Here is an 8,758-nt window from a genome sequence, read left to right as displayed (position 1 = left end):
CGGTATGGAAAGTGATCTTAATACAAAGGTTTACTTCGCACATCCGCATTCGCCGTGGGAAAGACCGTCAAATGAGAATACCAATGGATTGCTGCGTCAATTCATACCTAAACACAGAGACTTAGGCGACATGACTGATGATGAATTATCCCGATTTGTTGCACTGATAAACCTAAGACCCCGCAAATGCCTTAATTGGTCAACTCCCTATGAGGTCTTTTCAGACCAACTGTTGCACTTGACTTGACAACCCGCCAATGAAAAGAAGAATAAGCAGTCTTGTGATGTCCTGTTTTTTGAAGTTTCAAATAATCATACGATTATTGTTGATAGTGAACGTACTATGGCGCGTCATGTCATTTGTCCAAGAAGAGAAAGAGATTTTCTTGAAGTAACATATAGCTGTGAGGGGGCTGTGATCAAGCTGACTAACCTTAGCGTTGTTTCCAAAGGTAATCAGTATGCATGGATAGTATTGAAGGATAGTAAAAATGACCATGCTATCGCTTCTCAAGACTATCAGTCTAACAACTGTTTCCAGATCGACTGCTCAACTTTGAACTCCGGTTCCTATAAAGTACGTGGAATATTGCGAGATGGACTGGGCAGAAAGGTGTCCCAGGATACTTTGTTCTTTTATGTTTCTCCAACTGGCGATCTTTCAATTGATAAGAAAAAATCTCAAGCTAGGATGGATAAATAGGCAGCATTAACAGACGAGAGATAGGAGGATGAATAATAGTGGGATATCCGATGGAAAGAATATCTTTTGAGCAAATCAATAAGACTTCCTTCGCTACAAAGACGCAAACCCTCTTTGAAATAATGAAAGACGGGGTCAAGTTTGAATTTTTGGTAAAGTATAGACCGGAATATAAGGGAGCTATCATTTTGGGAACCGGCGCCATAACTGCTAATGTTCCTCTGCCGATCTTCTCAAGATCCACTTGGGCAGAAGATATTCCGGCAACGACAATATATTATTTTGACCCGACAATTTATGACGGGGATGCAAATCTTTGCTGGGGTTATGGCAATAATGATAGGTGGTATCTGCAGGAAATCGGAGATATCTGCAAGATAATACTGAATGATTTGCAAATAACAATTGAAGATACGTTATTCTTTGGCTCAGCGGGTGGCGGATTTATGTCTATTATGTTAGCATGCATGCTTAGAAGCAGAGCCACTGTATTTAACCCGCAGATTTTTGTAGAAAGTTTTTATCCTTCAAGAGTTAAACAATTTAAGGAATGTGTTCTCAAGTCAGGTGAAAGCTTAATTGAAGAACGGGTAAATGTTGTAGCATTTATTCGTAAGGAACAGTATTGTCCTCAAATACATTATGTGCAGAATATCTATAAAAAAACTGGCATAAACGCTAGCTTTGATTCCGCCAAAATGTTGAGCCCCTATCTTAGACTGGTGGAGGAATATGACCTTTTGGATCAAGGATCAGCTTTAAAAATTACGTTGTACTCTAATGTTTTGGAACATAATGGGTTGATGAGTAAGGAACAGACCATTAATATGATGATCAAAGATTTGAGAACAAGTGTTTTTAAGATTGATTTTTTTTATGGTCTGAATATGAAAGCAGACGCTTTTTTCGTAAATGACAGACTGAAATTAATACTAAAGCTCTCAAATGATGCTCCGAATGACTTGGAATTCTCGTTTGCTTTTGTTAGATTTGGCGAGACTTTTGCATATAGTCCATTTGCAAAAGAATTGGAACGAGAGTTTGATTTTACGGAGTTTGACCACAAAAACACAAAGCTTATCTGCAATGTGAGGTATAAAGGAATCACAAAACAGTATGAATTACCTGTGAAAACGTCTATAGAGATGATAAAGTATAGTTATGAACTTAGGGAGATGGCGGCCATTTGTTCTTTTCCTTAGAATGGCCTAAATCGTTGTTAGCGGAAGGAGAATCTGCCTTCTATTTACTTAGAGGAGGCGAAGTAATAGAAAAGCACTTTGATTATACTAAAGATCATAGTATTCTATTTCGGGAGCCTCTCGTGGAAAAGAAATCGTATTCTGTTCGTTTCTTTTTTAAGTATAATGGATCGATTTCCAAGAAAGATGTTCAAATTGAACTACCAGCTTCTTATATGACAAAAGAGCAATAAGATAACATCATATGTTAAAAAAAGTATGAAATTAGTAAAGAATTTAGAATACACCCATTGAAATTCTTTGACAGGATTAGTGTAAAATGATTGTGTCGAACCTGGTGGTCAGTTATTCTTACTTAGTTTAAAGGATCATGTAAATCGAAGCCAACTCAAAGGAACAAAACGGCAAATGGGCTACTCAATAACTTACTTTGAGTAGTCCATTTATAATCTGGATTAAAACAAACAAAGAGAGGCCGCAGCATTTTTTATATGCTGCGGCCTCTCTTTTTGTTATGCAAAACTGTAAACTTAGATTCTGCAGATCGCGCCGGAGTCGATGTTGAGGTAAACGCCGCTGATTTCCTTCGAAGTGTCGGAGCAAAGGAAGAGAACGCCGTTAGCCATATCTTCAACGGTCTGCGGACGATGGAGCGCGCTGCCGGATGCGATAGCCTTAACTACCTGCTCAGAGGTTTCGAGCTTCTGGAGAGCCGGAACCTTCTCCTTAACGAGCATAGCGCCGCCGCCGGAGTATATAGGAGTATTAACGTAACCGGGGTTGATAGCGTTTACGTTGATGTTGTAGTTGCCAAGCTCCTTGCAGAGAGTGGACATGAAGCTGAGAGCTGCGATCTTGGAGCAGTTGTAAACAGGCATAAGCGGGCTCTGCTGGAATGCAGCAACGGAAGCCGTAATAACGATCTTACCGAAGTTAGCTGCCTTCATCGGCTCAGCAAATGCACGGCAAACCTTAACGGTACCGAAAAGGTTTACTGCGAATACCTTCTCCCAAACGTCGTCCGGGATAGCATCAAGCGGAGGACCCATAACGGTCTGAGAAATACCTGCGTTGGAATGTAAGCAAGTAACTTTGCCGAAATCCTTAACTACTTCGTCACGAACAGCGATAACGTTCTCGTTGTTGGTAACGTCCATCTTGTAGAACTTTGCCTTAACGCCCTTCTCGCGGCAAAGCGCTGCAGTCTCTTCGCCCTTTTCGCTGAAGTCGCAAACTGCTACGTCTGCTCCTGCCTCAGCAAAAGAAAGAGCTACGCAACGGCCTATACCGGAAGCTGCACCGGTAACAACGGCTACGTCGCCTTTGAAATCATACTTAGTAACACCCATGATAATCTGCCTCCTTAAAATTTATAATTCAGTTAAGCTTTGAACTAAACTTCTAACAAATATAATATAACTATTTATGCATTTTGTCAAACCATATATGGGAAAATATACAGTTTTGCATTAAAAAACACGGCCCCGCTTTTGCGGAGCCGTATTTTTTAAATAAGGTTGTTTCTTTAAATTCTGCGTGCCGCGCCGGAGTCTACGTTGAGCACCTGTCCCGTTATCTCCTTCGAGTTCTCTGCACAAAGGAACATAACGCCGTTCGCAAGGTCGTCTACCGTCTGCATTCGGTGGAGCGCCGACGTCGAAGCCATGGTCTCTACTACCGTCTTCGGGTCCTGAATCTTTCCCAGCACCTTCGACTTATCGCGGATGCGAAGCGCGCCGCCCTCGGAGTACATCGGGGTGTATACGAAGCCGGGGCATACTGCGTTTACGTTTATGTTGTAGTTGCCGAGCTCGGAGCAAAGCGTTCCCATGAAAGCAAGAACGCCCATCTTCGATACATTGTAAGCCGCCATTATCGGGCTTAACGAATAAACGGCTATGGACGAGGTCATAACTATTTTGCCGTAGTTTGCTTCCTTCATGGGGATAGCGAACGCGCGGCAAACCTTGATGCAGCCCATAGTATTTACGGCTATCGTCTTTTCCCACGTTTCGTCGGGCACGCTCTCAAGAGGCGGGCCCATAACGTCCTGAGATACGCCCGCGTTGGCAAATAGGCACGTAACCTTGCCGAAGTCCTTTAAGACCTCGTCGCGAACGGCGTTTACTCTCTCGGTATTTGTCGTGTCCATCTGATAAAACTTTGCCTTAACGCCCAAATCGCGGCATTCCTTTGCGACAGCTTCGCCGCCATCGGCGTTGAAGTCACAAAGCGCCAAATCTGCGCCCGCCTTAGCAAACTGGAGCGCCGTTCCCTTTCCTATGCCCGAAGCCGCGCCCGTGATCACAACTACGTCGCCCTTAAAGTTATAAGCAATGCTTCCCATGTTTTGTCCTCCTTAAAATTATTTTGTAATTTTACCCGTATATAGTTAAATATTAACTAATTCTTGATTTAATAATATGTTTTTTCATTATATTTGTCAAATGAATAATGTTAATTTGAAACAATTTTGCATAAAAAAATACGGCCCCGCTTTTGCGGAGCCGTATTTCACCGAGATAACTCTGCTGCAATATTAGATCCTGTTCACGTAACCGGAATCAACGTTCAATACCTGTCCCGTTATCTCTTTCGCCTGATCGGAGCAGAGGAACAAGACGGCGTACGCCATATCCTCCACCTTCTGAGCGCGCCTGAGGGAGCTGCCCGCGGCAGCCATCGCGTTCATTACGGACTCGTTGTCGGTGAATTTTAAGAGCGGCCCGCCTATTGCGTTTCTGAATTTCATGCCCGTGCCGTCCGCGTAGATGTTCGTATAAACGAATCCCGGGCAGATCGTGTTCACGTTTACGTTATACTCGCCCATTTCGATTGAGAAGGCGTGCGCGAAGCCGATCGTCGCAAGCTTTGAAACGCTGTATTGCATTGAGCGCGGCGTGGAAGTGTATGCCGCGATGGATGACGTCATAACTATTTTGCCGGCTCTCTTTTCCTTAAAGATCGGAGCGAACGTGCGGCACACCTTGACCATGCCGAGTGTGTTTACCTGAAGCACGAGCTCCCAGTCGCTGTTCGGAATGCTTTCAAGCGGAGGCCCCATGACCTTTGACGAGACGCCCGCGTTCGAAAAGAGAATATCAACGGTGCCCATCTCTTTAAGTATCGCATCCTTTGCCGCGCTTATCTCTTCGTCGTTGGTAACGTCCATTTTTACCGCGATGACCTTTCCCGACGTCAGCGCACGGCACTCCTCCGCCGTTTTTTCGGCCGCTTCAAGATTTACGTCGCAGATCGCAATGCTTGCGCCCGCCTTTGCGAACTCAAGCGCCGTTCCCTTGCCTATGCCCGAGCCCGCGCCCGTGATAACGACTACGTCGCCCTTGTAATTATAAGCCACACTGCCCATGTTTCGCCCTCCTTATTATTTTGTTTAATATAAAAAAGATACGGCTGCGAAAAACGTAGCCGTATCTTAATCAAGTGATTAAATCTTCTTTATGTAGCCAGAGTCAACGTTGAACGCGCTGCCGGTGATCTCGCTTGCCTCCTCCGATGCGAGGAACATAACGGTATACGCCATGTCGTCTACCGTCTGAGGCCTGTGCAGCGAGCTTGTCGCGGACGCCACGGCATTCATAACGGATTCGCCGTCGTTGAGCTGATTGAGCGCTCCGCCAAGAATGTCCTTGTATTTCATTGCCGTGCCGTCCGAATAAATATTCGTATAAACGAATCCGGGGCAGATTACGTTTACGTTAGTATTGTATTCTCCCATCTCCATGGAGAGAGACTGCGCAAAATTGAGCACGGCTATCTTCGACGCGCCGTAGGGAGCTACGAGCGGGCTGATTTTATATGCGGCCGCCGATGAGGTGATGATGATCTTGCCCGCCTTTTTCTCCTTGAATATTTCGCAGAAGGCGTTGCATACCTTTACCATGCCAAGCGTGTTTATCTGATACGTTCTCTCCCAGTCGGAGATCGGTATCTTCGAGATCGGCGGGCCCATTACCTTGGGAGATACGCCCGCGTTGGAGAAGAGAACGTCTACCGTGCCGAAATCCTTTAAGATGGCTTCCTTTGCGGCGGCGATCTCGTCAACGTTCGTTACGTCCATCCTGTACGCCTTTACCTTGCCCGATGTGAGCGCCTGACACTTTTCGGCCGTTCTCGATACTTCCTCGAAGTTAAGGTCGCAGAGCGCGAGGCTCGCGCCCGCCTTTGCGAACTGCAATGCGGTGCCGCGGCCTATGCCCGTTGCCGAGCCCGTTATTACGACTACCTTTCCTTCAAAATTCCACGTTATGTTGCTCATGCTTTTCTCTCCTTTCGTAAAGCAAATAAAAGAAAACGGGCGGAAGGCCGTGTTCTCTTATCGTGCATTCCGCCCGCAATGCTTAAAACGATATGTAATTAAACTCTCTTAACGAAGCCGGAGTCAACGTTGATAACGCTGCCGGTGATCTCGCTTGCCTCATCGGACGACAGGAACATAACGGTGTACGCCATATCGTCTACCGTCTGCGGACGGTGCAGCGAGCTGCCTGCCGAAGCCATGTAGTTCATTACGGATTCGTTGTCGTTGAACTGCTTTAAGGGACCGCCGATAGCTTCTCTGTACTTGAGAGCCGTACCGTCGGAATAGATGTTGGTATATACGAAGCCGGGGCATATCGTATTTACGTTTACGTTGTATGCGCCCATCTCGATGGAGAATGCCTGTGCGAAGCTTACCGTAGCGATCTTCGATGCGCTGTAAGGCATGGTGCGCGGAGTCGAGGTCCAGGATGCTATCGAGGACGTAAGTATTACCTTGCCGGCCTTCTTCTCTCTGAATATCGGCGCGAACGCGCGGCAAACCTTTACCATACCGAGAGTATTAACGGCGAACGTAGACTCCCAGTCGGAATCCGGTATGTTTTCAAGCGGCGGGCCCATTACCTTGGACGCTATGCCTGCGTTTGAGAAGAGAATGTCAACGGTGCCGAAGTCCTTTAAGATGGCTTCCTTAGCGGCGGCGATCTCGTCAACGTTCGTAACGTTCATCTTGTACGCCTTGACCTTGCCGGACGACAGAGCCTGGCACTTCTCGGCAGTTTTAGATACTTCATCAAAATTGAAGTCGCAAAGCGCAATGTCTGCGCCGGCCTTTGCAAACTGCAATGCGGTCCCGCGGCCTATACCGGTTGCCGAACCGGTGATAACAACTACCTTGCCTTTAAAATTCCAAGTAATGTTTCCCATGATATTTTTTCGCTCCTTTCGTTTGCTGTTATTTTATACAGCCTTATATGTCAAATATACCACATTTTTGTGGTATGTCAAATACTTTTTTGTGATAAATATTTATAACGATAAATTTTTTCAACGATGGCAGAGGGTATGCGCCCAAGAAGCCGAAACGTCGGATCGGTTGTATTCCGGATCGAGCTTCGTCAACGCTAAAAAAGCTGTGCTTAAGCGATTTTACAAATCATTTTTTGCCTTACCGCCTAGGCCAGCTTGGAAAAAAGACGTTCTTTCAAAACTTCATATCTCCGCAGTTTTTCCTCATTGGCAAAATGAGTCTCACGGAACTGTTCACAGCAATCGTCATAATTCAATACAACGTCGCCGAACTGTTCGCTCGTTAAGTCGAACACACGGCCGCAAACCTCGTTAAAGCAGTGAAAACTCCCGTCGTCCAGCTGAACACCGTAAACCTTGCCGCCGTAGATATCCTGCATAAGGAACGCCGTAATAGAGCATTGTCCGAGCGTTTTATTCTCCGGCGACCAGCTGCCGCGCATTCTCGGGGCACACGTTTCGGCGCACCATACGTCCGAGAGCAGATCGTAATAATCGCGCGGCGTTAAGCCGCGCTTGTCTTTCAGGTCGGCTGTATTTTGGCCGTAAAAACGATACTCTTTCTTAACACTCATAAAACCTCTCCTCCATCCCGATTCGACGGGATCCTATCTTCATAAATTTGAATACGTCAATCCGCCGGCGACGCCATGATGACGACAAAACGGTCAAGCGATCTGTCGTAAACGGTCAGGCAGAGCGCGCCCCCATGTTCGTTACCTTCTTCAAAGTATTCCGACCAGTCCGTCGTCCATCTGTAAACTTCAAGTCCATCCGCTCCTGCGGGAAATAAGACGGCGTTGATACGCTCGAAATCGTCGTCCGTATAGGGATTTCCGTACGTCGGACAAAGAAACGCTTTTCTATAATTCAGCCACTCGTCAGCGTTGGCCGAAGCAAACAGCGCTTTGCTTTTGAGCTTTCTGCACCTTGCGCGCCTAAGATCGTAAGACCATTCCCTGCCGTCGTCAAAAAGCCGGCGTACGGCGCAGCCCAATGCAAGGCGGTGCGAATCGACGCCGCGATACGGGAAAACGCCGTCTGTTTGCGCATACCGATCTGCAGCATTTATTAGGCAGTAATCGCAGACGACATCCGGATATTCTTCGATCAGCCGATAAAACGCATCGTCGGTATAAGTTTTTCCTGATGTCCTGTAACACTCCAGCGTTTCGCGCACAATGGCGCCGACCAGATCCTTCCGGCTGCCGGCCCCCGGCGGCGTAGCGACCATCGTATACCATTTTCCGGGATAGTCCCAGACCTCCTGAAAATAGGCGTCCGCCGGATATCTGTCAATGACATGATCGGCGTCCGGATAGACAGCTCTGACCTTCGCCAAAGCTTCCCTGTGGATCTCTTCCCGAAATTCCGCCGCATGTTTTAGATCCTGTTCACTGTACATATCTTATATCCTCATCGTTCTTCGTATTGCGTGTCTCTCCTGTAAAAAAGTATGCTGCCATATAAGCTTCGCTTGTTTTTTTCGACAGACCGGTATTTACTGCCGATCCAACACTCTGTTTGCAAAATCCTCAAACTT

The 8,758-nt window shown here is 46.5% G+C and carries 9 protein-coding genes; 2 read left to right on the top strand and 7 right to left on the bottom strand.

The window, feature by feature from the left end:
- Positions 1-247: IS30 family transposase (locus IJG50_04135; GenBank protein MBQ3379039.1), on the top strand; the 247-nt coding region annotated here is incomplete at its 5' end.
- 494 nt (positions 248-741) lie between these two features.
- Positions 742-1,905, top strand: a complete 1,164-nt coding sequence (locus tag IJG50_04130; protein ID MBQ3379038.1) for a hypothetical protein — start codon at positions 742-744, stop codon at positions 1,903-1,905.
- Between the two features lie 530 nt (positions 1,906-2,435).
- On the opposite strand, the gene IJG50_04125 is transcribed toward IJG50_04130, so the two are convergent.
- The 7 genes from IJG50_04125 to IJG50_04095 all read right to left on the bottom strand — a co-directional run bounded on the left by IJG50_04125 (position 2,436) and on the right by IJG50_04095 (position 8,620).
- Positions 2,436-3,254: an SDR family oxidoreductase gene (locus tag IJG50_04125; GenBank protein MBQ3379037.1), complete on the bottom strand. Its 819-nt coding sequence runs from the start codon at positions 3,252-3,254 to the stop codon at positions 2,436-2,438.
- A 176-nt stretch (positions 3,255-3,430) separates the two neighbouring features.
- On the bottom strand, positions 3,431-4,252 hold the full coding sequence (locus IJG50_04120) for an SDR family oxidoreductase (protein MBQ3379036.1): 822 nt from the start codon (positions 4,250-4,252) through the stop codon (positions 3,431-3,433).
- Positions 4,253-4,444: 192 nt separating this feature from the next.
- On the bottom strand, positions 4,445-5,275 hold the full coding sequence (locus IJG50_04115) for an SDR family oxidoreductase (protein MBQ3379035.1): 831 nt from the start codon (positions 5,273-5,275) through the stop codon (positions 4,445-4,447).
- Positions 5,276-5,353: 78 nt separating this feature from the next.
- Positions 5,354-6,184, bottom strand: a complete 831-nt coding sequence (locus IJG50_04110) for an SDR family oxidoreductase (protein ID MBQ3379034.1) — start codon at positions 6,182-6,184, stop codon at positions 5,354-5,356.
- Positions 6,185-6,282: 98 nt separating this feature from the next.
- Positions 6,283-7,113, bottom strand: coding sequence for an SDR family oxidoreductase (locus IJG50_04105; GenBank protein ID MBQ3379033.1), 831 nt, complete (start codon positions 7,111-7,113; stop codon positions 6,283-6,285).
- A gap of 248 nt (positions 7,114-7,361) precedes the next feature.
- Positions 7,362-7,790: a hypothetical protein gene (locus IJG50_04100; protein ID MBQ3379032.1), complete on the bottom strand. Its 429-nt coding sequence runs from the start codon at positions 7,788-7,790 to the stop codon at positions 7,362-7,364.
- Positions 7,791-7,846: 56 nt separating this feature from the next.
- A complete protein-coding gene (locus IJG50_04095; protein MBQ3379031.1) occupies positions 7,847-8,620 on the bottom strand; it encodes a hypothetical protein in 774 nt (257 codons plus the stop codon).
- Positions 8,621-8,758 lie beyond the last annotated feature (138 nt).

It is taken from the genome of Clostridia bacterium (assembly GCA_017405765.1).
GTDB lineage: Bacteria > Bacillota > Clostridia > Oscillospirales > RGIG577 > RGIG577.
This window is presented reverse-complemented; position numbering and strand designations above follow the sequence as displayed.